Genomic DNA, 23594 nt, shown 5'->3' with positions numbered 1-23594 from the left:
ACGGGCGGCCATGGCTTTGGCAACGGCTCGCGTCATTTGATCCCTTTCGGCGTCGCGACGTTGTCGCGCAGGTAAACCGGCTGGGCCTGATCGGCCTCCAGCGCCTCGCCACGCTGCCAGGCAAACGCAGCCAGGCGCAGCAGGTCTTCGGCATGGGGCAACAGGGCGGCGTCGCAGCCCTGCACCACTACCGGCATACGCTCGGCATAGCCCCAGCCAGTGCCGGCGCCGAACCAGTCGCCGTCCGCAGCGCGCGGCAGAGCGGCCTGCTCGGGCGGAAGCACGTCCTCGCTGCCGACCAGCCGCATCTCCCCGCCATGCTCGCGATAACAGCCCCAGTACACCTCGTCCATGCGTGCGTCGATGGCGGCGGCGACCTGCGTCGCGCCCTGTTCGCGCCAGGCCCGCTGCGCGATGGTCGCCAGCGTGGACACCGGCAGCACCGGGCGCTGCAGAGCGAACGCCAGCCCCTGCACCACGCCGATGGAGATGCGCACGCCAGTGAAGGCGCCCGGCCCGCGCCCGAAGGCAATGGCATCGACGGCGGATAGCCCGACCCCCGCCTCGCCGAGAAGCGTCTGCACCATCGGCAACAGCCGCTGGGCATGCAGGCGCGGAATCACCTCGTAGTGACTCAGCACCTCGCCGTCATGCAACAGCGCGACTGAGCAGGCTTCGGTGGCGGTATCCAGGGCCAGCAGAGTGGTCATCAGGGCGTTCCGGTGGGTGAAAAAGGCGCCGATTCTAACGTATTCACGCACCGGGTTGCGTCGCGCAGCCGGAAACGAAAATGCCCGTATCCGGGGATACGGGCATCATCGACGCGTGTCGCTCGAAATGATCAGCTCAGGGCAGCAAAGACCTTGGCAGTGATCTCTTCCACGGAACCGACACCTTCGATACGGCTGTACTTCGGCGTGCCTTCGGCCGCGGCCAGGCTCTGGTAGAAGTCCACCAGCGGCTTGGTCTGCGCGTGGTAGACGGACAGGCGGTGACGCACGGTCTCTTCCTTGTCGTCTTCGCGCTGGATCAGCTCTTCTCCAGTCTCGTCGTCCTTGCCGGCAACCTTCGGCGGATTGTGCTCGGTGTGATAGACGCGACCGGAGGCCGGATGCACACGACGACCGGCGATACGGCCAACGATCTCTTCATCGTCCACGGCGATTTCGATCACGTTGTCGATGCGCACACCGGCTTCCTTCAGCGCTTCGGCCTGCGGAATGGTGCGTGGGAAACCGTCGAAGAGAAAACCATTGGCGCAATCGGGCTGAGCGATGCGCTCCTTGACCAGGTTGATGATCAGGTCATCGGACACCAGACCGCCAGCATCCATCACGCTCTTGGCCTTGAGGCCGAGTTCGGTGCCGGCCTTGACAGCCGCACGCAGCATGTCGCCCGTGGAGATCTGCGGAATACCGAATTTTTTGGTAATGAAGCCTGCCTGGGTACCTTTGCCGGCACCGGGCGCTCCCAGCAGAATCACACGCATGGATGAGTCCTCGATTTTCTTGGAAGGGGGGCGATCGCCAGCGGGCCGGTGCGGCTCGTCGCTGTCGAATCAAAAATTCTGGTTTGCCGCCATGCGACAAAAGGTTGAACACGATACACAGCGCACCGGGACGGCACAAGCCGTCCCCAAAGCGTCTATCACCCTGCATAAATCGCGGAATTGGTAGCCGGACGACCGGGCTGTCAGGGTAGCTGTATACCCGCCGATCCGCTCGCCGGACACCTTAGCCGGTGTTGCGCAGCCCAGCGGCGATACCCGCCACGCTGACCAGCAAGGCTTGCTCCAAAGGGCTCTCGGCCGGGCTCTGGCAATTTCGCGAACGTGCCAGCAACTCGATCTGCATCAGGTGCAGCGGATCCAGGTAAGTGTTGCGCAGACTGAACGCCTCCTGGGTCTTGGGGCTGTGATCGAGCAGATCTGACTGGCCGGTCAGGCTCAGCACCGCACCGATTACCTGCGACAATCGGTCACGCAGATCGCCGCCCAGCGAAAGCAGCTCAGGTTGCACCAGCCGCTCGTCGTAGCGCCGAGCGATGTCGGCGTCGGCCTTGGCCAGCACCATCTCCAGCATGTCGATGCGTGTGCTGAAGAATGGCCAGCGCGCACGCATCTCGGCCAGCCTTTCCGCCTCGCCGCGCTCCAGCGCACGATGCAGGGCGTGCTCCCAGCCCAGCCAGGCCGGCAGCATCAGTCGGGTCTGGGTCCAGGCGAAGATCCAGGGGATCGCCCGCAGGCTCTCCACGCCGCCTTCGCGGCGCTTGGCTGGGCGGCTGCCCAACGGCAGGCGGCCCAGCTCAAGCTCAGGCGTGGCCTGGCGGAAATACTCGACGAACAGTGGGTGCTCACGCACTACGCCGCGGTAGGCGCTGACCCCATCCTCGGCCAGGCGATCCATGGTTTCCCGCCAACCGGCTTCAGGCAACGGTGGCGGCAGAAGCGTCGCTTCCAGCACGGCGGCGAGGTAAAGATTCAGATTCTGCTCGGCGATATCCGGAAGCCCGAACTTGAAGCGAATCATTTCGCCCTGTTCGGTCGTACGGAACCGCCCGTCGACCGATCCCGGCGGTTGCGAAAGGATCGCCGCGTGCGCCGGGCCGCCCCCACGCCCGACGGTGCCACCACGGCCGTGGAACAACAACAGCTCCACGCCGTGCTCGCGACAGACGTCCACCAGCTGCTCCTGAGCGCGGTACTGAGCCCAGGCCGCCGCCGTGGTGCCGGCATCCTTAGCCGAATCGGAGTAGCCGATCATCACTTCCTGCGGTCCGTGCAGGCGCTGACGGTAGCCGGGCAGAGACAGCAGACGGTCGATGATCGGCGCGGCGTTGTTCAGGTCATCAAGGGTTTCGAACAGCGGCACCACGCGCATCGGACGCTGCAGGCCCGCCTCCTTGAGCAAAAGCTGCACGGCGAGCACGTCGGAGGCCGCATGCGCCATGGAAATCACATAGGAGCCCAGAGAAGTGGCAGGCGCCTCGGCGATCACCGCGCAGGTAGCCAGCACTTCGGCGGTATCGGCCGACGGATGATAGTGGGCCGGCAACAATGGGCGGCGGTTGCCCAGCTCCTGCTGAAGCCACTCCAGCCGACGCTGCTCGTCCCACTGCTGGTAGTCGCCCAGGCCCAGATAGTCGGTGATCTCGGCCAGCGCAGCGGCATGGCGAGCGGCATCCTGGCGGATATCCAGGCGCACCAGGAACAGGCCGAACACGGCAAGCCGACGCAGGCAATCGAGCAAGGCGCCGTCGGCGATCATGCCCATGCCGCAGGCATGCAGCGAGCGGTAGCACAGTTCCAGCGGTCGCCGCAGCTGCGCGCAATCCTGCAGCACGTCTGCCGGCGCTGGCTGGCCGTGCTCGATGGCGGCCCGCGCCCAGTCACGGGTCGCCCGCAAGCGCTGACGCAGTGGCTTGAGCAATACGCGGTAGGGTTCGGGCGACTCCCCCGTCTGGCGTAGCAGCTCGTCACTGGCCGCGCTCATCGACAGCGCCGTGATCAGCCCCTCGATCTCCCGCAGGTACAGGTCGGCGGCGACCCAGCGTGCCGTCAGCAGAACTTCGCGGGAGACCATTGCGGTGACATTGGGGTTGCCGTCGCGGTCGCCGCCCATCCAGGAAGCGAAGCGAATCGGTGCTGCCTCCAGCGGCAGGTGCAGGCCGGTCAGTCGGCGCAGCGTGGCATCGGTCTGGCGCAGGACATTGGGTACGGCCTTCCACAACGAGTTCTCGATCGCCGCAAAGCCCCACCTGGCCTCTTCCACGGGCGTCGGCCGGTTGCGACGGATTTCCTCGGTGTGCCACACCTCGGCGACCAGACGCTGCAGCTGCAGCTCGATCCGGGCCAGCTCGGCGGCCGAGAGATCGGTGTGGTCGCGTGCCGCCAGCTGCTCGGCGATGGCGTCGTATTTCTGGATCAGGGTGCGCCGCGATACCTCGGTCGGGTGGGCTGTCAGCACCAGCTCGATATCCAGCCGGCTGACCTGGCGGGCGAGAAACTCGTCGCCGTGGCCGGCCGCCTTCAGGCGTTCGAGCAGATCGGGGAAGACGCTCGCCTCGAACGGCGCAGGCTCACTGGCTGTACGGCGACGGACCTGGTGATACTGCTCGGCGATGTTGGCCAGGTTGAGAAACTGGTTGAACGCCCGGGTCATTGGCAGCAGCTCGTGCTCGTCCAGGCTGTCCAGCGTCTCGGCCAGCTGCTGCGCGCCCTCGGCCGATCCTCGCCGGGCGGCCTTGGCCCCCTTGCGAATGCGCTCGATCTTGTCGAAGAACTGATCGCCGTGCTGGGCACGGATGGTATTGCCGAGCAGCTCGCCGAGCAGATGCACGTTGTCGCGCAGGCGCGCATCGATGATTTTCGCCATGACCTTTGCTCCTCCCGCCAATACGGCCAATGAGTTTCGCGAGCCTCGCCAGTCTTGCACGACCGATTCGCCGCTATGCATCAGACGCTTCGCTGGGCAAACGATCCTGAACGGCTACGCTGAAATTATCTCCAACCAGAGTGCCCACCGCGCAGCGCCATGACAAGGCATCAATGGCTAGCGCGCGTGGGCATGCAAGCCCAGTAATCACCGCTATCACCGCTCGTGCGCGCGGGCATTAAGGAGTAACCATGAGAATTTCCGAGCTTGTCAGTCATTGGGAGCGCGACGCCAAGGGCCGCATGAGCCATACCACCTACAGCATCCCCCTGGATGTCGAGAGCGCGGCACGGCTGGCCGCCTTGGCCGAGATGTATCCCAAGCGCAGCACAGAGGCGCTGCTCGGCGAACTGGTCGGCGCCGCCCTCGAAGCGGTCGAGACCAGCCTGCCCTATGTACGCGGCACGCATGTGATCGCCACCGACGAACAGGGCGACCCGGTCTATGAAGACGTGGGCCCCACTCCGCGCTTTCTCGAGCTGTCGCGCAAGCACCTCAAGCGCATGCTCGACGAGCCAGACGCAGACAGCTGAGTCATCGGTCGCTGCTAGCGGCCGCGAGCGCGCAGCGCCGGCGGCCGCACTCCCCTCTGCTGCGCGGAATCCCGCGCGGCTCCGCCCTCGCTACACACTTCACCCCCTTGCCGTTTCGCTGACGACCGCTCTAGCCCGCCAATTCGACGGAACGTTTGGCGCCGTGTGACCTCACAAAAATATGTCCCGACATCGGTAGTGCACTAATCAGCCCACTGCCCGGCCAGGGACGGTAGCTATCCGTTAAGCAATTCGAACTGGAGACTGACCATGAACAAAGCTGTCGCAACCCACGCTTCGAGATTCCAGCTACCCAAGCTTGCAGCCATTGCATTGGGCGGCCTGCTGCTGACGGCCTGTGCGGGCAACCCACCGACCGAGCAGTTCGCGGTGACCGAATCGGCAGTGCGCAGCGCGGTCAGCGCGGGCGGCACCGAGTACGCCGCCGTGGAGATGCGTGCCGCGCAGGAAAAATGGAAAGAGGCCGAGCTGGCCATGCAGAAGGAAAACTACGAACAAGCCCGCAAGCTGGCCGAACAGGCCGAATGGGATGCCCGCGTTGCCGAGCGCAAGGCCGAAGCGGCCAAGGCGCAGAAGGCCGTTGAGGACGCACAGCAGGGAATCCGTGAGCTGCGCGAGGAAAGTATGCGCAGCGTTCGCTGAACCCGCATCAGGTTCGACATTCCGTTTATTGCACAAAGGATGAATTCGTCATGCACAAGCTCGTAACCCTACCGACTCTTCTGGCTCTGAGCATTGGCCTGGTGGCCTGCGCCAACCAGCCCAATCAGAACCTCGAAGAAGCCCGCAGCAGCTACTCCGCGCTGCAGGCCGACTCGCGTGCCAACAAGCTGGCCGCTCTGGAAACCCAGGATGCCGGCACCATGCTGGACAAGGCCAACAAGGCCTATCTGAACGATGCGGACGAGGAGACGGTGGACCAGCTGGCCTACCTGACCAAGCGCCGCATCGAGCTGGCCGAACAGACCATTGCCCTGCGCAGCGCCGAAGAGGATCTGGGCAAGACTTCGGCACAGCGCGCCGAGGCGCGCCTGGAAGCGCGCGAGGCGCAGATTCGCAAGCTGCAGGAAGACATGCAGGCCAAGCAGACCGAACGCGGCACGCTGGTGACCTTCGGTGACGTGCTGTTCGACCTGGACAAGGCCGAACTGAAACCCGCCGGCATGCGCGGCATCCAGAAGCTTGCTGAGTTCCTGAACGAGAATCCGGAGCGCAAGGTGGTGGTCGAGGGTTATACCGACAGCACCGGCTCCGACTCTTACAACCAGCAGCTGTCCGAGCGCCGCGCCCAATCCGTGCGCCGCGCATTGACCCACGCGGGCGTCGACCCACAGCGCATCCAGGCGGTGGGCTATGGCGAGCAGTACCCGGTTGCGAGCAACGACTCGCCGTCCAGCCGCGCCATGAATCGCCGCGTCGAGGTGACCATCTCCAACGACGACAAGCGCGTCGCGCCACGCTCGTCGATGGAGTGACCGTGAAGCATGGGCATCGCGCACTGATGCCCAGCCCCTTTTGCAGCCCGTCGCCCTGACGGGCTGTTCTATTTGCTCGCCTGCGGCGCGTCCTGGCCCATGCAGCGCACTGCCCGCTTCCTGTTGTCCACCAGCACGCCGGTCAGGCCCTTCTGCTCGGTATCGAACAGCACCAGCACACCATCAATGCACTGAGCCACCTGCGAGGCCGGCTTCAGCGATACCCGATAATCCTCGCCCGGTATGGTCTTGAGCATGGTGAAGTCCGCCAGCAACAAGGCATCCTCGGGCTTGGCGACATGCACGTAGCCGTAGTAGCTGAGCACCCCGACCGTCCCGATGACGGTGCCGACGGCGGTGAGGATATAGGGGATCAGATTACGTTCGGACATGGATAATCTCGGCAGGACAAAGTCAAAAGCGGATTGTGACAAATCTGGCGCGCTGCGAGTCGCCTCATTTTCCACCGGCACGGGTTTCGCCGCGGGCCTGGTAGGTCGCCTCGTAGACCCGTTCGGCCAGCCGCGAGAACGGCAGGCTCTGGATCCAGACGCTGCCGGTGCCCTTCAGGGTCGTCAGCAGCAGCCCTTCGCCGCCGAACAGCATGCTGCGCAGCCCACCGGCCAGCTGGATGTCGTAGTCGATGCCCTGGGTGAACGCGACCAGGCAGCCGGTATCCAGGCGCAGGGTTTCGTTGTTCAACTCCTTGCGGATTACCGTTCCACCCGCGTGTACGAAGGCCAGCCCATCGCCATCCAGACGCTGCAGGACGAAGCCCTCGCCGCCGAAGAAGCCCGCGCCGATGCGCTTGCTGAAGCTCACGCCGATCCGCGTGCCGAAAGCGGCACAGAGGAACGAGTCCTTCTGGCAGATCAGCGTGCCGCCTACCGCGGCGAGGTCCACCGGCACCACCGTACCGGGATAAGGCGCAGCGAAGGCCACACGCGACTTGCCTTTGCCTTCATTGGTGAAATGGGTGAGGAACAGCGACTCGCCGGTGATCATCCGCTTGCCCATGCCCAACAGCTTGCCGAGCACACCGCTCGCCGAGCCGTCGCCCATGCGTGCTTCGAAGCGCACACCGTCGGTCATGTAGTTCATTGCGCCGGCCTCGGCGATCACCGTCTCGCCGGGGTCGAGAATGATTTCCACGCTCTGCGCGGATTGTCCGAGGATTTCGTATTCGAGTTCGTGACTGGCCACGGCGAGCTCCTGATCCTGTGATTGCAGCGCGGCGAAAGCGGCCTCGGCTGCCCTCGCCTACTTGCGCCCGAGAATGCGCAGGATACGCAGGAACAGATTGATGATGTCCATATAGAGCGCGGCGGCGCTGTCGATGGCGTTGTCCAGGGTCTTGGGAATCTGGTTCGCCCGCCCCCAATCGACGCCCACATAACCGCAGAAGATCAGCACCACGATCCAGTCGATCACGCCATGGTGGATGCCGAGGATGAACAGCTCGACCAGCTCGACGACGATCACCAGCAGCAGCGCCACCGTCAGTGCACTGGCGATGCTGGCGAAGAAGCGCGGAAACAGCGTGCCGAGCGCCATCATGCCCAGGGTCACCAGCGCCGTGATACGGATCGCCTCGTGCACCAGTGCGCTGTCGTAGCGGCTCACCACCAGGTTGACGATCAGCCCGAACGGGACCACCACCAGGTTATAGCCGAGAAAGCTCACCCAGGGCTTGTTCGAGCGGTGGAACAGCCACGCGCCGGTCAGGCAGCTGGCGAAGTAGCCGCCGAAGAACAGCCAGGGATGGATGCTGCGAATGGACTCGACCGGAATGTTGCCGACCATCCACCAGTTGACCCAGAAGCCCCAGCAGAGGGTCAGCCCGATGACGAGGTTGTAGGCGCCAGCCGAGAGGGTACGGTCCAGTGGGCTGGACTGCCGGGCGAAGACGGGGTTTTCCATGTCGATACGCTTCCTTGCGTGATGATTGATTCGGGGCCTGCGCCGAGTCGGCTCAGAGGATGTTGGCGTAGTCCGCCTCGATACGATCGAGGCTCAGGTGATTGAGGAAGTTGGAGAAGCACATCCAGGCCGACAGCGCATTGAGGTCCTGGAACTGCTGCGGCAGGTACTTGGGCGGGGCGACCATGCCCTCGTCTACCAGCTGGCGCAGCGTGCGCATGTCCTCAAGCGTGGTCTTGCCGCAGAACAGCAGCGGGATCTGCTCCAGCCGGCCTTTACGCACGGCGAGCTGGATGTAGTTGTAGATCATGATGAAGCCCTTGAGGTAGGACAGGTCCTTGGTGAAGGGCAGACCATCGGGGGTCGAGCCGCGGAACACGCGGCTGGCGTTGCTGTAGCTCTCGTCGTCGCCATAGCCCTGCTCGCGGAAAAAGCCAAACACGTCGAGGAAATCCGCGCCCTCCTCGGCCATGTGGATGGCGCGGGTGCGGTTGGTCAGCTTGCGCAGGCGCGTCGGGTAGGAGGCGAAGGCAATCACCTCCATCAGGATTGCCAGGCCTTCCTGAGTGACCGTGGAAGACGGCGGCCCCTTGGCCAGGAAGGTGCAGATCGGCTGGTTCTGCCCGTTGAGCGTGGTGCCGACGTGCACCAGCCCTTCGTGGACTTCCAGTGCGCGTACGTCACGCTCGTTGAACAGCGCGTCGCTGCGGATCTTGATGTAGTCGGCACCGGCCGCAGCGTCGGCGAGGATGCCGTCGGACTCGAAGACGCGGATCACGCCCTCGCCTTCGCCGAACACCACGTCCAGCCGTTTCTGCAGCAGCTCCACGGCCTGCGGCGCGGTGAGATTCTTCGGCTCGTCGCGCAGGTCACCGCGATCGGCGATGTTGTTCAGGTAATCGGAGAGCATCAGACCGAGGTCGGCCAGGGTTGGGTCACCGGCGTGGAAGGCATCGGATGCCGCGCCGTAGAGTTCCTGGGAGATCATGCCGAAGTCCGGCGTGCCGCGCGCCTCGAGCATGCGGATGACCATGCGGTATTCCTTGCACATGCGCCGCATGATCTGCCCGACCGGGTTGAACTGGCCGAGCTGACGGGTGATGTCACGCTCGATGTCCTGGAATTCCTGCTTCTTCGCGCTGGAGTCGAAGGCCAGCGGGCGGCCTTCGTAGTAGGCGCGATCGATCTTCGGCAGCTCACGGCCCTTGGCGGCGAAAAAGCCCTGGCGGGTGTTCTCGTCCCACTTCACCGCGTCCAGCACGCGCACCGGGGTTTGCGCCTCTACGATGCGGTCGGACAGCGCACGCACAATGCTCTGGTATTCGTCCAGGTTGTTGCGGGTATTCATCGCTACCTCTTCACGGATGATCCGTACCGTTGAGGTTATACCCGCAGATGCTGCGCCAGCACACTGCGGGTTGGTGACCTTCACAGCCAGTGGATCAGACTTCCGGGCGCATGTGCGGGAAGAGGATCACGTCGCGGATCGATGGCGAGTTGGTCAGCAGCATCACCAGACGGTCGATGCCGATGCCCTCGCCGGCGGTCGGCGGCATGCCGTATTCCAGCGCACGAACGAAGTCGGCGTCGAAGTGCATGGCCTCGTCATCGCCGGCGTCCTTGTCGGCCACCTGGGCGTGGAAGCGCTCGGCCTGATCCTCGGCATCGTTGAGCTCGGAATAGGCGTTGGCGATCTCGCGGCCACCAATGAACAGCTCGAAGCGGTCGGTGACGTTGGGGTTGCGATCGTTGCGCCGGGCCAGCGGCGAGACCTCGAACGGATACTCGGTGATGAAGGTCGGCTGTTCCAGCTTGTGCTCGACCAGCTCCTCGAAAATCATCACCTGCAGCTTGCCCAGGCCTTCGTGACCGAGCAGCTTGGCGCCGGCCTTCTTGGCGATGGTGCGGGCCTTCTCCAGATCGTTGAGATCGGAGGCCGAGATTTCCGGGTTGAACTTGAGGATCGAGTCGAACACCGACAGGCGCGCGAACGGCTCGCCGAAGTGGAACACCTTGTCGCCATAGGGCACGTCGGTGCTGCCGAGCACGGCCTGGGCCAGCTCGCGGAACAGCTCCTCGGTCAGGTCCATGTTGTCTTCGTAGTCGGCATAGGCCTGGTAGAACTCGAGCATGGTGAACTCGGGGTTGTGCCGGGTCGAGACGCCTTCGTTACGGAAGTTGCGGTTGATCTCGAACACGCGCTCGAAGCCACCGACCACCAGACGCTTGAGGTAGAGCTCCGGCGCGATGCGCAGGAACATCGGCATGTCCAGCGCGTTGTGGTGGGTTTCGAACGGCTTGGCCGCGGCGCCGCCGGGGATGGTCTGCAGCATCGGCGTTTCCACTTCGAGGAAATCACGCTCGGCGAGGAACTTGCGGATGTGGGCGATGACCTTCGAGCGCACGCGGAAGGTTTCGCGCACCTCCTCGTTCACCATCAGGTCGACGTAGCGCTGGCGATAGCGCTGCTCGGTGTCGGTCAGGCCGTGGAACTTGTCCGGCAGCGGGCGCAGCGACTTGGTCAGCAGGCGCACGTTGCTCATGTAGACGTACAGGTCACCCTTGCCGGAGCGCGCCAGGGTGCCCTCGGCGGCGATGATGTCGCCCAGGTCGAAGTGCTTGACCGCCTCGACCTGCTCGGCCGGCAGCATCTTGCGATCGACATAGACCTGGATGCGCCCGCTCATGTCCTGCAGCACCATGAACGGCCCGCGGTTGAGCATGATACGTCCGGCGACCTTGACCGGAATGGCGGCCGCTTCCAGCTCCTCCTTGGTCTTCTCGGCGTACTGTTTCTGCAGGTCGCCTGCATAGCTGTCACGACGGAAGTCGTTGGGGAAGGCATTGCCCTGCTCACGCACGGCAGCAAGCTTTTCCTTGCGCTGGGCAATCAGCTTGTTTTCTTCCTCTTGGATGGCGTGCTGGTTCAGCGGTTGTTCGCTCATTGCGGGTCGTCCCGGTCAAATCGTTTCAATGGGGTGCTTGCGGCTTGAGGCGTGCGGCTGCGCTCAGAGCCCCTGTTTGAGGCTGGCTTCGAGGTACCCGTCGAGGTCGCCGTCGAGCACCTTCTGGCAATCGCTGCGTTCCACGCCGGTACGCAGATCCTTGATGCGCGAGTCGTCGAGCACGTAGGAACGGATCTGGTGGCCCCAGCCGATGTCCGACTTGCTGTCTTCCAGCGCCTGAGAGGCGGCGTTGCGCTTCTGCATTTCCAGCTCGTACAACTTGGCCCGCAGCATCTTCATGGCGGTGTCCTTGTTCGCGTGCTGGGAACGTTCGTTCTGGCAGGCCACCACGGTATTGGTCGGCACGTGGGTGATACGCACTGCCGAATCGGTGGTGTTGACGTGCTGACCACCGGCACCAGAGGAGCGGTAGGTGTCGATGCGCAGGTCGGCCGGGTTGATCTCGATCTCCACCTTGTCGTCGATCTCGGGCGATACGAATACCGCCGAGAACGAGGTGTGGCGACGGGCGCCGGAGTCGAACGGACTCTTGCGCACCAGGCGGTGCACGCCGATCTCGGTGCGCAGCCAGCCGAAGGCGTATTCGCCCTTGATGTGTACGGTGGCGCCCTTGATGCCGGCGACCTCACCCTCGGACAGCTCGACGATCTCGGCGCTGAAGCCGCGCTTGTCGGCCCAGCGCAGGTACATGCGCAGCAGGATGTTGGCCCAATCCTGGGCCTCGGTACCGCCGGAGCCAGCCTGGATATCGAGGTAGCAGTTGTTGGGGTCCATCTCGTGGCTGAACATGCGGCGGAACTCGAGCTTCTCGAGAATTTCGCGCAGGCGCTCGACTTCGGCCACGATGTCGTTCACGGCGCCTTCGTCGTTTTCTTCGGCGGCCATTTCCAGCAGGTCGCGCGAATCGGCCAGGCTACCGGTCAGGTCGTCGATGGTTTCGACGATCTGCGCCAGGGTAGCGCGTTCACGGCCCAGGCTCTGGGCGTATTCGGGCTTGTTCCAGACGTTCGGGTCTTCGAGTTCGCGGTTTACTTCGACGAGACGATCATGCTTCTGATCGTAGTCAAAGATACCCCCGAATTGACTGGGTGCGCTCGGACAGGTCCTTGATGCTGGTGAGGATCGGGTTGATTTCCATAGGTAGGCAGCTCTCAATCGGACGGTGCAAAAGCCGGCGATTATAACTCAGCCAACCCGTGCTGACAGCCCGCTGGGCGTGCCGGCGGACGGTCAGGAAACGGATTTGCCCTCATGATGGCTGGTCAGGCACTGACACCACGTACCTGGCTTTCCAGTTCGCCTTTGAGTTGCGGATCGAGCTGCAGGCAGCGAGCCAGTTCGTCGAGGTAGGCACGCTCCATGAAATGCTCCTCGTCGACCATCAGTACGCTGGCCAGGTACATCTCGGCAGCCATCTCCGGGGTGCTGGCGGCACTGGCCACGTCGGCCGGGTCCAGCGGCTTGTTCAGTTCGGCCTCCAGCCACTGCTGCAGATCAGCATCGGCCAGCTTGCCCAGCTCCGCCTCGATCAGCTGACGCTCTCGGGCATCGACATGGCCGTCGGCCTTGGCTGCTGCCACCAGTGCCTTGAGAATGCCCTGGCTGTGGACCTCGACCTCTGCCGGCGGCAGGCGATCGATGGTCTGAGGCGTCTGCTGCTGTGTCCCGCCCTGCTGTGCCTGCCAGTTGCTGTAAGCCTTGTAGGCCAGCACCCCGAGTGCCGCCAGACCGCCGTAGGTCACCGCCTTGCCTCCCATCTTGCGTACCTTGCGGTTGCCCAGCAGCAAGCCCATGGCACCGGCCGCCAGCGCGCCGCCACCGGCGCCCGACAGGGCATTGCCGAGCGAACCGCCGCCAACGCCGGAAAGCAGGTCGCTCAAACCGCCTTTGCCAGGTTTGCCACCTGCACTGGATTGCTGCTTCTGCAGCAGGTCCTGACCGGACCTGAGCAGTTGATCGAGAAGGCCACTGGTTTTCATCGAAGTCCCCAAAAGGATTAGATCAGGATTGAACAGCAGTGCTCAGTCAAACGACTCGGGCACCTGACGGATCGGCGTATCGCGATGGGCGGCACGCACGTACTGCGCCGGCCAGGCCACCGACCCGTCGCGCAGGTATTCGGCGGCATGCAGCGGCCAGTACGGGTCGCGCAGCAGTTCGCGGGCGAGCAGGATCAGGTCGGCCTGGCCGGTGCGCAGGATATGTTCGGCCTGCACCGCCTCGGTAATCATGCCGACCGTTCCGGTGGCAATACCCGCTTCCTTACGCACGCGCTCGGCAAACTGAGTCTGGTAGCCCGGCCCGACTGGAATATCGGCGTTGGCCGCGGTGCCGCCCGACGACACGTCGATCAGGTCGACGCCGACATCCTTGAGCCGCCGTGCAAGCTCGACCGTTTCGTCTGCATTCCAGCCATCATCGACCCAGTCGGTCGCCGAGAGGCGGACGAACAGCGGCAACTCCTCGGGCCAGACCTGGCGCACCGCAGCGGTGACCTCCAGCAGCAGACGGATGCGATTGTCGAACGAGCCGCCATAGCGATCCTGACGCTGGTTGGAAAGCGGTGAAAGAAACTGATGCAGCAGGTAGCCATGGGCCGCATGCACTTCGGCGATCTTGAAACCAGCTGCCAGCGAGCGCTCGGCTGCCTCGACGAACGCCTGCACGACGCCCGCGATGCCGGCATCGTCCAGCGCCGTGGGCACGGCATGTTCCGGCGAGAAGGCGATGGCGGACGGCCCCACCGGGGTCCAGCCGCCGGCAGCGATCGGTACGCTGCCATGCTTGCCGAGCCAGGGCCGCCAGGTGCTCGCCTTGCGCCCGGCATGGGCCAGCTGCACACCGGCGAATGCGCCCTGCGCCTCGATGAAGCGGGTGATCCGCCGCAATGGCTCGACATGCTCGTCGGACCAGATACCCAGGTCGTCCGGCGAAATACGCCCCTCAGGGCTGACCGCCGTCGCCTCGACAATCACCAGCCCGGCGCCACCGACGGCTCGACTGCCCAGATGCACCAGATGCCAGTCGTTGGCCATCCCCGCCTTCGCCGAGTACTGGCACATGGGCGATACGGCAATCCGGTTGGGCAGTTTGAGCTGGCGCAGGGTAAGCGGCTGGAAGAGCTGGGACATGACGGCCTCTACTGTCGTGGATGCGGGTTGGACACCCGTCAGTAGAGACCGTTTCCGCGGCCATGCCCAGCCCGCGGCGGGCAAAGTCGCTGGTCAGGCGGCGCTGACCTGCACCGGCACACCGTTGAGCGCGGCGTTGCCAGAAACGTCCAGCTGGCGCTCGTCGGTCAGGTCGTTGCTGCTGGCGCCCGGTTGCTGTCGCGCGATATCCAGCTGCACGCCCGGCCGCGCATGGCCCCAGCCGTGCGGCAGGCTGACCACGCCGGGCATCATCTCCTCGCTGGCCAGCGCCTCCACCTCGACCACGCCGACCCGCGAATGCACGCGCACCCGCTGGCCGTCCTGCAACGTCCGCGCCGCCATGTCCGCAGGGTGCATCAGCAGCTGATGACGCGGCTTGCCCTTCACCAGGCGCTGGTAGTTGTGCATCCAGGAGTTGTTGCTGCGTACATGGCGACGGCCGATCAGCAACAGCTCGTCGGCCCCCGCCTGGGGCTGCGCGGCGAAACGCTGCAGATCGTCCAGCATCAGCGCCGGCGCGGCCTGGATGCGCTTGTTCGGCGTTTTCAAGCGCCGCGCCAGATTCGGCTTGAGCGGCCCGAGATCCAGCCCGTGGGGATAATCCTCCAGCGCTGCCAGGCTCAGCTTGCGCTCGGACTTGTCACCATAGGGCCCATGACGCAGCGCCAGGTCCATCATCTGCTGCGGCGGCATGGTCGGCTTGAGCTCGACGCCCACCCGCCCGGCGTAGGCCTTGGCCAGGCCGATAAAGATTTCCCAGTCGTGCTGCGCGCCCACGGGCTTGGGCAGCACCGGCTGGTTGAAGCGGGTGACGTTGCGCACGGCGAGCAGATTGAATGTCGTGTCGTAATGGTCGTGCTCCAGCGGTGCGGTCGGCGGCAGGATCACGTCGGCATAGCGGGTCGTCTCGTTGATGTAGAAGTCCACGCTGAGCATGAACTCCAGGCCATCCAGCGCCTGCTCCAGCTTGCGGCCGTTGGGCGTGGAGAGCACCGGGTTGCCGGCCACGGTGATCAGCGCACGTACCTGCCCGTCCCCAGGCTCGAGCATCTCTTCGGCCAATGCCGCTACCGGTAGTTCGCCGCCGTATTCGGGCAGTTGCGAAACCCGACTACGCCAGGCGTCAAAATGGCCGCCCTTGGTGGTCTCCACCAGATCCACCGCCGGCTCGGTGCACAGCGCGCCACCGACCCGATCGAGATTACCGGTGATCAGGTTGATCAGCTGCACCAGCCACTGGCAGAGCGTGCCGAAGGCCTGAGTCGAAACGCCCATGCGTCCGTAGCAAACCGCCCTGTCCGCTGCCGCGAAGTCCCGCGCCAGCTGGCGGATCTGCTGGGCCGGTACTCCGCAACGGGCGCTCATCGCTTCTGCCGTAAAGGCGGCGATCGCCGTGCGCACTTCCTCGATGCCGTCCAGCGGCAGTTCGCTGGCACGCGTCAGCCCTTCCTCGAACAGGGTGTTGAGCAGGCCGAACAACAGCGCGGCGTCCTGTCCGGGCCGCACGAACAGATGCTGATCGGCGATGGCGGCAGTCTCGCTGCGGCGCGGGTCGACCACCACCAGCTTGCCGCCGCGGGCGCGGATCGCCTTCAGCCGCTTTTCCACATCGGGCACGGTCATGATGCTGCCGTTAGAGGCCAAAGGGTTGCCGCCGAGAATCAGCATGAAATCGGTGTGATCGATATCCGGCACCGGCAGCAGCAGGCCGTGACCGTACATCAGATGGCTGGTTAGGTGGTGCGGCAGCTGGTCGACCGAGGTCGCGGAGAAGCGGTTGCGCGTTTTCAGCAAGCCGAGGAAATAGTTGCTGTGGGTCGTCAGCCCGTAGTTATGCACACTCGGGTTGCCTTGGTAGATGGCCACGGCATTGCTGCCGTGGCGCTCGCGGATCTCGGCCAGGCGCTCGGCGACCAGCTCGTAGGCCTCGTCCCAGCTGATGGCCTGCCACTCTTCGCCGCAGCGGCGCATCGGGTGGCGCAGGCGATCGGGGTCGTCCTGGATGTCCTGCAGCGCCACTGCCTTCGGACAGATATGGCCGCGGCTGAAGCTGTCGAGGGGGTCGCCCTTGATCGAAAGGATGCGCTCGCCTTCGGTCTGGATGGTCAGGCCGCAGATGGCTTCGCACAGATGGCAGGCACGGTGATGGACGCTGATATCGCTCATTTCGGGTTCCCGCATGGCGCTGTTGTTGTCTCGCCACTCTAGGCGCGGCGGCGGCAGGCAACAATCGAACGTTCCGGCGGGGAATGCCGGCCGATTCAGCCGGCCTATCGTCGGCTGGCATGCATCGGTCAGCGCGGGGCGATATGCGCCACCATCAGCTGCACGCTTTCCTGGCCACGGTACTCGTTGACGTCGAGCTTGTAGGCCAGCTCCGCCCAGCGCACCGTCGGGTTCGGCCAGATCTCGCGGTCGACGTTGAAGGCGATGCCGTCCAGCGTCAGCGATCCGCATTCGCTCTTGAGCACAAGCTTGAGATGGCGCTCGCCGACGATACGTTGCTGCACCAGCTGGAACACACCATGGAACATCGGCTCGGGAAAATGCTGGCCCCAGGGTCCGGCGTTGCGCAGCGCACGCGCCAGCTCCAGATGGAATTCCTCGACGCTGAGCTGGCCGTCGGTGAGCAGCCGACCGGTAAGATCGTCCTCGCACAGCTGGCGGCGCACTTCGGCATCGAAGGCCGCGGCGAAGGCACCGAAGTTCGCTTGTGGCAGCGACAGCCCGGCCGCCATGGCGTGCCCGCCGAACTTGCTGATCAGGCCGGGATGCCTGGCGGCGACCGCGTCCAGCGCATCGCGGATATGAAAGCCCGGCACCGAGCGCGCCGACCCTTTGAGCAGCCCGTCGCCAGCATCGGCGAAGGCGATGGTCGGGCGGTGGTAGCGCTCCTTCAGGCGCGAGGCGAGGATGCCGATCACGCCCTGGTGCCAGTCCGGCTCGAACAGGCACAGGCCGAACGGCAGGTCCTCCAGCGGCAGGTCCTTGAGCTGCGCCAGCGCCTCGCGTTGCATGCCCTGCTCGATGCTCTTGCGGTCTTGATTGAGCTGATCGAGCTGGGTCGCCATATCCCGCGCCAGCGCCTCGTCCTCGCAGAGCAGGCATTCGATGCCCAGCGACATATCATCCAGCCGACCGGCCGCGTTCAATCGCGGGCCGAGGATGAAGCCCAGGTCGGTGGAGGTGATGCGCCGATGATCCCGCCCGGCAACCTCGAGAATCGCCCGCAGCCCCGGCCGAGCCCGCCCCGCGCGAATTCGCGCCAGGCCCTGATGGACGAGGATGCGGTTGTTGGCGTCCAGCGGCACCACGTCGGCGACGCTGCCCAGCGCCACCAGATCGAGCAGCTCGGCCAGGTTCGGCTCGGGCCAGCCCTGACGGGCGAACCAACCGAGGTCACGCAGCCGTGCGCGCAGGGCCAGCAGCACGTAGAAGATCACCCCGACACCGGCGATGCACTTGCTCGGGAAGGTACATTCCGGCTGGTTGGGATTGACGATGGCATCCGCCGCAGGCAGTTCGTGGCCCGGCAGATGGTGGTCGGTGACCAGCACCTTGAGCCCGGCCGCCTTGGCCGCCGCGACACCGTCGACGCTGGAAATGCCGTTATCCACGGTCACCAGCAGGTCGGGTTCGCGCTGCAAGGCGACGGCAACGATTTCGGGCGTCAGCCCGTAGCCGTATTCGAAGCGATTGGGCACCAGATAATCGACATGCGCCGCCCCCAGCTGACGCAGGCCGAGCACGCCGACGCTGCTCGCGGTGGCGCCGTCGGCATCGAAGTCGCCGACGAACAGGATGCGCTGGCGCTTTTCCAGCGCCTCGACCAGCAGCTCGACCGCGGCATCGATGCCCTTGAGCTGCTTATAAGGAATCAACCGCGCCAACCCCTTGTCCAGCTCCTCCGCGCAAGTCACGCCACGCGCCGCGTAGAGGCGCTGCAGCAGCGGCGGCAGCTCGCCAAGGTCGGGCAGCTGCTCGGGCAGGGGGCGGGGTTCGATACGCATGGGTTCCGGTCTCGGTCAAAACGGATTGAGGGCGTGAACTGCTTGCCCTGCGGGCCGCCTGCGAAGCAAAGGGACTCAGCGGATCGGAACGGATCATGACCTGGCTCCGCCGGCTTGGCCGACGAGGCGGGCAAGCATACAGCAATGTCGAATCCGGCACTCGTGCAGGCTGCCGGCGCTATGTCGGATAATCTAACGCAACCACGGCGCCTGGCCATCCGCTACACCGCTGCGCATCGACCATTCGAAGGAGCCCTCCAAATGGGACGTCTGTTATTGAACTGCGACATTGGCGAGAGCTTCGGCGCCTGGACGATGGGCCTCGACGCCGAAGTGATGCCGCTCATCGACTGCGCCAACATCGCCTGCGGCTTCCATGCATCCGACCCGCAGGTCATGCGCCGCACGGTTGCACTCGCACAACGGCATGGCGTGCTCATCGGCGCACATCCGGGCTATCCGGATCTGGTCGGTTTCGGCCGTCGCTCAATGGCCTGTACGCCAGCCGAAGTGGAGAACATGCTGCTCTATCAGGTCGGCGCCCTCGAGGGAATTTGCCGTGCCGAAGGAACCCAGGTCCGCTACATCAAGCCTCACGGCGCGCTGTACAACGACATGATGCGTGACCCGGAGCTGCTACGGGCTGTAATGGCAGCGATCAAGGCGTACAGCGACAGCCTGCCGCTGATGCTGATGTCCACTCGTGACAACAGTGCCAGCCAGGCGATGGCAGCGGAGATGGGCATCACCCTGTGGTTCGAGGTTTTCGCCGACCGCGCTTACGACAACGCCGGCATGCTGGTGAACCGCAAGCTGCCAGGCGCGGTACACCATGACAGCGACAGGGTGGCCGACCAGGCCCTGCGCCTGGCTCGCGGCGAGGCCCTCACCACCCTCGATGGCGGCACCTTGACCCTGCAGGCCGACACGCTCTGCGTGCATGGCGACAACGCCGCTTCCATTCTCGCCGTGCAGCGCATTCGCCAGTCCTTACAGGCGATCACACCGTGAAGCCGCAAATCGAGGTGGTCGGTGTCGATTGCTTGATGCTGCGACTTTTCGACCAGATCGACGAAGGCAACATGCCCTGGCTGCTCGCCGCCAGGGACCGCATCGAGGAGGCCTTCGATACCGCGCTGATCGACCTGGTGCCCTCCTACACCACACTCCTCGTCCACTATGACCTGACCCTGCTCGATGATCGCCAGGCGCGCGGCCTGATCGCCACCGCCCTGGATGGCCTGCGCCCGGCAACGACCCGAAGCGGCCGCCTGCACGAGATCCCGGTGTGGTATGACCGCCACGTCGGCCCTGAGCTGGAGTACCTTGGCGAGCGCAGCGGGTTGGGCGTCGGCGGAGTCATCGAACGACACAGCGCGCATGTTTACCAGGTGTTCGCCCTCGGGTTCGCGCCGGGCTTCGCCTTCCTCGGACTAATCGATGAGCGGCTCGCCAGCCCGCGCCTGGCCACGCCGCGCAAGCAGGTACCGGCTGGCAGCGTGGGTATCGCCGACCGGCAGACCGCGATTTATCCGGCGCAGTCACCGGGCGGCTGGAACCTGATCGGCCGCAGTCCGACGCGCCTGTTCGACCGCGAGTCCGACCAACACAGCCTATTGCAACCTGGCGACCGGGTACGTTTCGTCGCGGTCGAGCGCACCGAATTCATCCGCCTGGGCGGCGACGACAGCCCGTTCGAGGCCGCGCCATGAGCCTGGTCGTCGAGCAGGCCGGCGCACTCGCCAGCATTCAGGACCGTGGGCGTTTCGGTGTTCGCCACCTCGGGGTGACCCAGGGCGGCGCGGTGGATTGGCTCTCTTGCGCCTGGGCGAACTGGCTGCTCGGCAACCCTCTTGCCGCGCCGGTGGTGGAGGTGACCCTCGGAAACTTCCGTCTACGCGCCGAGACCGATGCCCGCCTCGCCATCTGTGGCGCCGATCTCGGCGCAACGCTGGACGGCCAGCCCATCGCACCGGGGCACGCCTTCACGATCAGCCGGGGCCAGCTGCTGACCTTCAGCCAGCCACGTCATGGCGTCCGCGCCTATCTCGCCGCTCCGGGCGGCTTTCAGGCCCCGCGAGTGCTCGGGAGCTGCGCAACGGTGGGACGGGAGCAGATGGGTGGGCTAGCCGGCGACGGACGCGCGCTGCGCGAGGGCGACCGCTTGTGCTGGCAGGGCCACGCTGCCGTCTCGAGGGAACTGCCAGCACAAGCGATAACGGCGCTGTCCGGCGGTGTCCTTTCAGTGGTGCCAGGGGCACAGATCGCCGCCTTCAGCGGGACGAGCCTGTTTGCGGCATTCAATGGCGAGTGGGTCGTCGATCAGCGCGCCGATCGAATGGGCGTCCGCTTGCTCGGCCCGACGCTTCATTGCAAGGCTTCGTCGATGGTTTCCGAAGGAATTCCGCTGGGCGCGATTCAGGTCCCGGCCGACGGCCAGCCGATCATCCTGCTCAACGACCGCCAGACAATCGGCGGCTACCCTCGGCTCGGCGCACTGACACCCTTTGCTGTGGCGCAGTTGGCGCAGTGCCTGCCAGGTAGCGTGATCCGCCTCAGACCTGTCTCGCTGGAGGCTGCGCAGCGCGAGCAACGGTCGCTGCTCAACCAATGGCGCTAGGCTCAACGCGGCGAACAGGTCATGCCATCAGCGCTCGCCGAGCAGCCAGCTGAGCGACACTTCGAACTGCCCGCGCTCGTCGGTGATGAACAGCGTACCGTCGCTGATCATCACCCCCCATTGCAGGCTTCTCGGCAGGTCTTTCACCAGGTCGGCAAGCGACTCGGAGTCGACCGTGGCGATGGAAAGGTTCTTCAGCCCCTTAACCGCCTCGACCACCTTGCCCTGCCAGACCCGCAGGTTGCCGTAGGCCAAAAGACTGACTCGCTCGGCGCGCCGCGAGCACCAGGTCAGGCGCTCGGCGTCCGGCTGACCGACCTCGATCCAGTGCAGGACGCGGCCATCCAGGCTCTTCTCCCAGAGCGCCGGTTCATCCACATCCGACAGCCCGCGGCCGAACGCCAGCTGCTCGCTATACCAGAGCGCATAAGCGATCAGACGCACACCCAGGCGCTCCTCGGTTTCCGAAGGGTGCCTGGCAACGGTGAAGCGCAGATTCTCATAGACGCCACGGTCCAAGTCCGTGAGGTTCAGCTCGACTTTGTAAGGCGTAGCTTGCAGGGCCATTTTGGCGGGCTTCGTGTTGGAAAAAAGGCAGGCAGTCTACCTCAAAGCTCGACCCCCGGCGCGCCCCGCGCAGCGGTGGCAGTCTCGACCAGCGCCCCACCATCTTCGCAGGCCAGGCGGGTGCAATTGCGGCCCGCAGCCTTGGCCACGTAAAGCGCCCTATCAGCCTGCGCCAATAGCTCATCGAGTTCGTAACGCGAGGTGGTAGCCGCCACACCGATGCTGACGCTCAACCGCCCTTGCTCGGCGAAGGGCATGGCCGCGAACTCAGCACGGATACGCTCGGCCACCTCGCGAGCGACAAGCGCGTCGGCATCGGCCAACAGACAGGCGAACTCCTCACCACCGATCCGCCCGAACACATCTTGCCGCCGCATTCGTCGTGCGATCACCTGGCCAAAATCGATCAGCGCGCGATCACCAGCCTGATGACCGAAGGTGTCGTTGAGCCGCTTGAAGAAGTCCAGATCGCAAAGCAGCAAAGCCACCGGTTCACCACGCAGGCGCCCACGCTGGAGCAAAGCCTGTCCGGCATCGATGAACGAACGCCGGTTGCCGATGCCGGTCAGCGGATCGCTGAGCGAGGCGTGCCGATATTGCTGCTCGGCGCGCTCACGGACCATCGCCAGGGTGACGAAGGAAATTCCGATGGCATAGAGCAACGTCTCGAAGATCACGAAGGCGAAGAAACTCACCGCCTCCGGGTCACCGAACGGCTGGCCGCGGTCCACCACCATGCGCAGCAGATAGAACGCCACATGGAACATCATCAACCCGATGGCGGGCCGCAGTGACACGGATATTTGCAGCCGGCTACGCCAGAGTTCGAACATGGCAAGCGCGGTATAGATGACCGTCAGCGCCGAAGCCAGCAGTAGCCGAGCAGTCAGCGACGAGTAAAACGCCGGCACCAGACACAGCCCGCCCCAAAGCAGCGCCCCGGCAACGATGCCAGGCAGATAAGGCCGCCGGCCGGCGAAGGTGCGCATCGCCGTCCAGTTCATGGCCAGCGCCAGCTGCAGGGCGATGTTGCCGAGCACGATCGGCACCACGTCGATACCGAGGCCTCGCAGAGAGCCAAGCACCGTAGAGACGGTCCCGAACAGCAGCATGAGACAGGTGCAACCCAGCGTCGAATCCCGCTGCCCGCTACGCCAGGCGCAGAATACCAGTACGCCGAGCAGGAGCAGCACATATATGTCCACCAGCGTCAGGGTGGGAACGTCCAGATGCACAGTGCAGCTCCGCAGGAATAGCCCCGCATCCTTCACTGGGCTCGGATAAAGGCGGGATCAAAGAGGACGGCAGTTTACGCGGCGCCTGAGGCAAGAAGCCAGCGAGCACCGACGGGCGCCAGGGCGTCGCTCGGATGCATGAGCACAATGCAGCGCAGCAGCCCTTCTTTCCCCACTCCCTGACAACAAGCCGACGAACGATCTTTGACAACTATTCTCATTCTGATTAGCATCACCCGCATCAACGAACTACAGCGAGCAGTGTTTATGTACGTCTGTCTTTGCCAAGGCGTCACCGACGGTCAGATTCGCGATGCCATCTACGATGGCTGCTGCAGTTATCGTGAGGTCCGCGAGACCACCGGCGTGGCCACCCAATGCGGCAAATGCGCCTGCGTCGCCAAGCAGGTGGTGCGCGAAACACTCAGCGACGTACAGAATGCCCAGGCCTCCCTCGCCTTCCCTGCCAGTTTCGCCCAGGCCTGAAAAAACGGATTCCAGAAGAGCCGGGGCGAACCCGGCTTTTTTTTGCCCGCAAATCATAGGCTTGCTAAAGCGACGCAGAACGCAACCATTCTCATTGGATTTTGGCTTTCTGATTCAAGCACTTAGCACAGTGTTACGGTTTGACAGCTCGACCTGGCGTGCCCAGACTGCATTTA

22 protein-coding genes are annotated in these 23594 nt (G+C 64.7%); 7 read left to right on the top strand and 15 right to left on the bottom strand.

The window, feature by feature from the left end; genetic code table 11:
* Positions 1-32 precede the first annotated feature (32 nt).
* The 3 genes from tsaB to ppc form a co-directional block, all read right to left on the bottom strand.
* Positions 33-710 carry a tRNA (adenosine(37)-N6)-threonylcarbamoyltransferase complex dimerization subunit type 1 TsaB gene (tsaB, locus tag ACX1DW_RS02480; RefSeq protein ID WP_458992704.1) on the bottom strand — a complete coding sequence of 226 codons (678 nt, stop codon included), beginning with the start codon at positions 708-710 and terminating at the stop codon, positions 33-35.
* A gap of 131 nt (positions 711-841) precedes the next feature.
* On the bottom strand, positions 842-1489 hold the full coding sequence (adk, locus tag ACX1DW_RS02475) for an adenylate kinase (RefSeq protein WP_011913851.1): 648 nt from the start codon (positions 1487-1489) through the stop codon (positions 842-844).
* Between the two features lie 244 nt (positions 1490-1733).
* Positions 1734-4373 (bottom strand): phosphoenolpyruvate carboxylase, encoded by a 2640-nt coding sequence (gene ppc / locus ACX1DW_RS02470; RefSeq protein WP_102840091.1) that lies wholly within the window; start codon positions 4371-4373, stop codon positions 1734-1736.
* Between the two features lie 251 nt (positions 4374-4624).
* Between ppc and ACX1DW_RS02465 the strand changes: the two genes are divergently transcribed.
* From ACX1DW_RS02465 to ACX1DW_RS02455, 3 genes are all read left to right on the top strand, one after another.
* Complete coding sequence (locus ACX1DW_RS02465) at positions 4625-4966, top strand: hypothetical protein (RefSeq protein ID WP_063539977.1); 342 nt, start codon at positions 4625-4627, stop codon at positions 4964-4966.
* Between the two features lie 270 nt (positions 4967-5236).
* A complete protein-coding gene (locus ACX1DW_RS02460; RefSeq protein WP_063539978.1) occupies positions 5237-5629 on the top strand; it encodes a DUF4398 domain-containing protein in 393 nt (130 codons plus the stop codon).
* A gap of 50 nt (positions 5630-5679) precedes the next feature.
* Positions 5680-6462 carry an OmpA family protein gene (locus tag ACX1DW_RS02455; protein WP_133456596.1) on the top strand — a complete coding sequence of 261 codons (783 nt, stop codon included), beginning with the start codon at positions 5680-5682 and terminating at the stop codon, positions 6460-6462.
* 68 nt (positions 6463-6530) lie between these two features.
* Here ACX1DW_RS02455 and ACX1DW_RS02450 read toward each other — a convergent pair whose 3' ends face one another.
* The 10 genes from ACX1DW_RS02450 to recJ form a co-directional block, all read right to left on the bottom strand.
* Positions 6531-6854 carry a hypothetical protein gene (locus ACX1DW_RS02450; protein ID WP_458992703.1) on the bottom strand — a complete coding sequence of 108 codons (324 nt, stop codon included), beginning with the start codon at positions 6852-6854 and terminating at the stop codon, positions 6531-6533.
* Positions 6855-6918: 64 nt separating this feature from the next.
* Positions 6919-7665, bottom strand: a complete 747-nt coding sequence (locus ACX1DW_RS02445; protein WP_133456595.1) for a TIGR00266 family protein — start codon at positions 7663-7665, stop codon at positions 6919-6921.
* Positions 7666-7722: 57 nt separating this feature from the next.
* The gene (locus tag ACX1DW_RS02440; protein ID WP_133456594.1) at positions 7723-8382 is read right to left on the bottom strand and encodes a Bax inhibitor-1 family protein; all 660 of its coding nucleotides are present in this window, start codon (positions 8380-8382) and stop codon (positions 7723-7725) included.
* A gap of 52 nt (positions 8383-8434) precedes the next feature.
* On the bottom strand, positions 8435-9730 hold the full coding sequence (locus ACX1DW_RS02435; RefSeq protein WP_458992702.1) for a flavohemoglobin expression-modulating QEGLA motif protein: 1296 nt from the start codon (positions 9728-9730) through the stop codon (positions 8435-8437).
* 94 nt (positions 9731-9824) lie between these two features.
* Positions 9825-11327 (bottom strand): lysine--tRNA ligase, encoded by a 1503-nt coding sequence (gene lysS / locus ACX1DW_RS02430; RefSeq protein ID WP_458992701.1) that lies wholly within the window; start codon positions 11325-11327, stop codon positions 9825-9827.
* A gap of 63 nt (positions 11328-11390) precedes the next feature.
* A protein-coding gene (gene prfB / locus ACX1DW_RS02425) for a peptide chain release factor 2 (protein ID WP_458992700.1) occupies positions 11391-12486 on the bottom strand; the annotation gives its coding sequence in 2 pieces (ribosomal slippage) (positions 11391-12413 and positions 12415-12486; 1095 coding nt in all).
* 124 nt (positions 12487-12610) lie between these two features.
* Positions 12611-13327 carry a tellurite resistance TerB family protein gene (locus tag ACX1DW_RS02420; protein WP_110776401.1) on the bottom strand — a complete coding sequence of 239 codons (717 nt, stop codon included), beginning with the start codon at positions 13325-13327 and terminating at the stop codon, positions 12611-12613.
* Positions 13328-13369: 42 nt separating this feature from the next.
* The gene (locus tag ACX1DW_RS02415; RefSeq protein ID WP_458992699.1) at positions 13370-14479 is read right to left on the bottom strand and encodes an NADH:flavin oxidoreductase/NADH oxidase; all 1110 of its coding nucleotides are present in this window, start codon (positions 14477-14479) and stop codon (positions 13370-13372) included.
* Between the two features lie 93 nt (positions 14480-14572).
* Positions 14573-16666: a molybdopterin oxidoreductase family protein gene (locus ACX1DW_RS02410; protein ID WP_458992698.1), complete on the bottom strand. Its 2094-nt coding sequence runs from the start codon at positions 16664-16666 to the stop codon at positions 14573-14575.
* Between the two features lie 128 nt (positions 16667-16794).
* On the bottom strand, positions 16795-18510 hold the full coding sequence (gene recJ, locus ACX1DW_RS02405; protein ID WP_458992697.1) for a single-stranded-DNA-specific exonuclease RecJ: 1716 nt from the start codon (positions 18508-18510) through the stop codon (positions 16795-16797).
* A gap of 261 nt (positions 18511-18771) precedes the next feature.
* On the opposite strand from recJ, the gene ACX1DW_RS02400 reads away from it, so the two are divergent.
* The 3 genes from ACX1DW_RS02400 to ACX1DW_RS02390 are packed head-to-tail and all read left to right on the top strand — an operon-like array spanning position 18772 to position 21130.
* Positions 18772-19521 carry a 5-oxoprolinase subunit PxpA gene (locus tag ACX1DW_RS02400; RefSeq protein ID WP_458992696.1) on the top strand — a complete coding sequence of 250 codons (750 nt, stop codon included), beginning with the start codon at positions 18772-18774 and terminating at the stop codon, positions 19519-19521.
* Entirely contained in the window at positions 19518-20222 is a 705-nt protein-coding gene (gene pxpB / locus ACX1DW_RS02395) for a 5-oxoprolinase subunit PxpB (RefSeq protein WP_125868015.1), read from the top strand. Before ACX1DW_RS02400 ends, pxpB begins: the two co-directional genes overlap by 4 nt.
* A complete protein-coding gene (locus ACX1DW_RS02390; RefSeq protein WP_458992695.1) occupies positions 20219-21130 on the top strand; it encodes a 5-oxoprolinase subunit C family protein in 912 nt (303 codons plus the stop codon). The genes pxpB and ACX1DW_RS02390 overlap by 4 nt, the downstream gene beginning before the upstream one ends.
* 27 nt (positions 21131-21157) lie before the next feature.
* On the opposite strand, the gene ACX1DW_RS02385 is transcribed toward ACX1DW_RS02390, so the two are convergent.
* Positions 21158-21697, bottom strand: coding sequence for a YaeQ family protein (locus ACX1DW_RS02385; protein WP_133456584.1), 540 nt, complete (start codon positions 21695-21697; stop codon positions 21158-21160).
* A gap of 41 nt (positions 21698-21738) precedes the next feature.
* Entirely contained in the window at positions 21739-22932 is a 1194-nt protein-coding gene (locus ACX1DW_RS02380) for a GGDEF domain-containing protein (RefSeq protein WP_458992694.1), read from the bottom strand.
* Positions 22933-23199: 267 nt separating this feature from the next.
* Here ACX1DW_RS02380 and ACX1DW_RS02375 point away from each other — a divergent pair, with 267 nt between their 5' ends.
* Entirely contained in the window at positions 23200-23418 is a 219-nt protein-coding gene (locus ACX1DW_RS02375; RefSeq protein ID WP_063539993.1) for a bacterioferritin-associated ferredoxin, read from the top strand.
* The last annotated feature ends 176 nt before the right edge of the window (positions 23419-23594 follow it).

This window comes from Stutzerimonas sp. KH-1 (genome assembly GCF_054483855.1).
The sequence above is the reverse complement of the archived record's forward strand: the minus strand, read 5'-3'. Positions and strand labels throughout refer to the sequence as shown.

Coding starts and splice junctions, on each gene's coding strand:
- tsaB (WP_458992704.1), bottom strand. CDS start 710: ATGACCACTCTGCTGGCCCTGGATACCGCCACCGAAGCCTGCTCAGTC.
- ACX1DW_RS02385 (WP_133456584.1), bottom strand. CDS start 21,697: ATGGCCCTGCAAGCTACGCCTTACAAAGTCGAGCTGAACCTCACGGAC.
- ACX1DW_RS02435 (WP_458992702.1), bottom strand. CDS start 9,730: ATGAATACCCGCAACAACCTGGACGAATACCAGAGCATTGTGCGTGCG.
- ACX1DW_RS02460 (WP_063539978.1), top strand. CDS start 5,237: ATGAACAAAGCTGTCGCAACCCACGCTTCGAGATTCCAGCTACCCAAG.
- ACX1DW_RS02415 (WP_458992699.1), bottom strand. CDS start 14,479: ATGTCCCAGCTCTTCCAGCCGCTTACCCTGCGCCAGCTCAAACTGCCC.
- ACX1DW_RS02455 (WP_133456596.1), top strand. CDS start 5,680: ATGCACAAGCTCGTAACCCTACCGACTCTTCTGGCTCTGAGCATTGGC.
- ACX1DW_RS02420 (WP_110776401.1), bottom strand. CDS start 13,327: ATGAAAACCAGTGGCCTTCTCGATCAACTGCTCAGGTCCGGTCAGGAC.
- lysS (WP_458992701.1), bottom strand. CDS start 11,327: ATGAGCGAACAACCGCTGAACCAGCACGCCATCCAAGAGGAAGAAAAC.
- ACX1DW_RS02390 (WP_458992695.1), top strand. CDS start 20,219: ATGAGCCTGGTCGTCGAGCAGGCCGGCGCACTCGCCAGCATTCAGGAC.
- ACX1DW_RS02440 (WP_133456594.1), bottom strand. CDS start 8,382: ATGGAAAACCCCGTCTTCGCCCGGCAGTCCAGCCCACTGGACCGTACC.
- ACX1DW_RS02375 (WP_063539993.1), top strand. CDS start 23,200: ATGTACGTCTGTCTTTGCCAAGGCGTCACCGACGGTCAGATTCGCGAT.
- recJ (WP_458992697.1), bottom strand. CDS start 18,510: ATGCGTATCGAACCCCGCCCCCTGCCCGAGCAGCTGCCCGACCTTGGC.
- adk (WP_011913851.1), bottom strand. CDS start 1,489: ATGCGTGTGATTCTGCTGGGAGCGCCCGGTGCCGGCAAAGGTACCCAG.
- ACX1DW_RS02400 (WP_458992696.1), top strand. CDS start 18,772: ATGGGACGTCTGTTATTGAACTGCGACATTGGCGAGAGCTTCGGCGCC.
- ACX1DW_RS02410 (WP_458992698.1), bottom strand. CDS start 16,666: ATGAGCGATATCAGCGTCCATCACCGTGCCTGCCATCTGTGCGAAGCC.
- ACX1DW_RS02465 (WP_063539977.1), top strand. CDS start 4,625: ATGAGAATTTCCGAGCTTGTCAGTCATTGGGAGCGCGACGCCAAGGGC.
- ppc (WP_102840091.1), bottom strand. CDS start 4,373: ATGGCGAAAATCATCGATGCGCGCCTGCGCGACAACGTGCATCTGCTC.
- ACX1DW_RS02450 (WP_458992703.1), bottom strand. CDS start 6,854: ATGTCCGAACGTAATCTGATCCCCTATATCCTCACCGCCGTCGGCACC.